The following is a 1611-nucleotide window of genomic DNA, read 5'->3' as shown; positions in this document are numbered from 1 at the left end:
GTAATCATGGAAGGCAGTGAGGGCCTTGGCCCGCGATGGGCCGTGAAAGCGGAAGGGCTTGATGTCGGTCCACTCGGTGAGGTGCTGCTCCCACACCCCCAGGGCTGCAACAGGGCAGAGCACCAGGGAGGAGAACTTGTAAAGGGCGTGGCGCTGCGCTGCTACAGATAGCTGGACTGTCTTGCCCAGGCCCATGTCATCAGCGAGCACACCCGACACACCAAACAGCCAGTCAACTCCCAAGGCTTGGAATGGGGCTAGCTCCTTGGTTCCCGTAGGTGTCTCCAGTTTCCTGGGGTCACGGTCCTCTTGGAGCCCGATGCGTTCCTTGCGTAGAGATGCTAGCAACCCTCTGTGTGCCTTGGCCTCGGGCAACCACACCGCTCCTGGGAAGGTGAACTTCAGTTGCTTGGCGGTCTCGACCGTGGCCGGTACCGTCCACTCAGCCACCTCCAGCAAGTCTGAAGGCTTGGCCCTAGCCCCGGCGATGAGGCGCATGGGTGCGGTGTCTCTGATCGAAGTGCGGATGAGCCAGCGGTTGTCATCGAGGTGGACTTCAGTCCTCGGCATCGGTCACCACCATGTAGCTCTCCAGCTTCTCCAACATCCAGGGCTCGTTGTAGTGGGCCATGGCGAATGCGAGCACTCGGGCTGCATCGTGAGCGTGGCCCTTCAGGCCCTTCTGCCACCACCCGAAGTGCTTGAGTTTGGCGTTGGAGGTGAAGCCCTTGGCGTCAGCTCGACCGATCTCGGTGTAGTGACCAGGGCCGTGCGTGAGTGCTAGCCACCCGTTGATGTACAGGGAGTCGACCGGTGGGGTGACTCTGACCGTCTCGTTCCCTATGTCGAACCGTTCAGTGAACACGCATATGTCGGACTCTGGAACGTGCCAGTCTGTGATCACTTCCACCAAGCCCGCCAACTCCGCAAGTTCCCAGAGTTCTATACTGTGGGGGCTGTTCCTGTTCCAGATTGCGACACCCGTTGTCTCCCCTGGGTCTACGGCTATGTAAACCTGGGCGGGGGCCTGCTCGGGCCAGGTTGAGCGCCAGCCACTCAGCTTCAGTCCCATGTTCGCTCCTCTGCCTCTACGTAAGAGTCCTCGCACTTAGCGCACAACCCTTCGTAGCCAGGGCCAATGGGTTCTCCGGTGCAATCTGGGTTGTCGTATGAGCAGAACTCTCGGAGATACCCTTTGTTGCTCTCAACTAGGTCATGGCAGGCGACCACTAGGTCAGCCCACCAACTCTTCCGTGCCTCGTCGGAGATGTTGGTCTTGTCCTTGCCCAAGTTCCAGACGTATAAGGCCCGGTGCAACTCTCCAGGATGTTGCTTGGGTGTCCATGTCATGGTTGGTCCTCTCGGTACTTGTCGCCCCATCGATCAAGCGGACCGCTTGCCTCGGTAGTAAGGGGCACTGGTAGTAGTCGGTCTTCCATCAGCTCTACTGCGAGCCGGGTCACTTCCTCTACGGCACCTTCGGGAACTGAGAAGAGCACCTCATCGTGAACAGGGAGCACGAAGAACTCATCGAGCCCAGCCTGAGCCATCCGGCAACAGGCCAGCTTCAGCACATCAGCTCCGTGGCCCTGGATGATCGTGTTCGCAGCC

At 59.7% G+C, this 1611-nt stretch carries 3 protein-coding genes; all 3 read right to left on the bottom strand.

The window, feature by feature from the left end:
* Positions 1–570: hypothetical protein (locus tag GY937_21940; protein MCP5059374.1), on the bottom strand; the 570-nt coding region annotated here is incomplete at its 3' end.
* Complete coding sequence (locus GY937_21935; protein MCP5059373.1) at positions 557–1072, bottom strand: hypothetical protein; 516 nt, start codon at positions 1070–1072, stop codon at positions 557–559. The genes GY937_21935 and GY937_21940, both read right to left, overlap by 14 nt.
* Positions 1073–1346: 274 nt before the next feature.
* Positions 1347–1611 (bottom strand): hypothetical protein (locus GY937_21930; protein MCP5059372.1); only part of this gene is annotated, 265 nt, incomplete at its 5' end.

The organism is bacterium, from assembly GCA_024228115.1.
Taxonomy (GTDB): Bacteria; Myxococcota_A; UBA9160; order UBA9160; family UBA6930.
The sequence above is the reverse complement of the archived record's forward strand: the minus strand, read 5'-3'. Positions and strand labels throughout refer to the sequence as shown.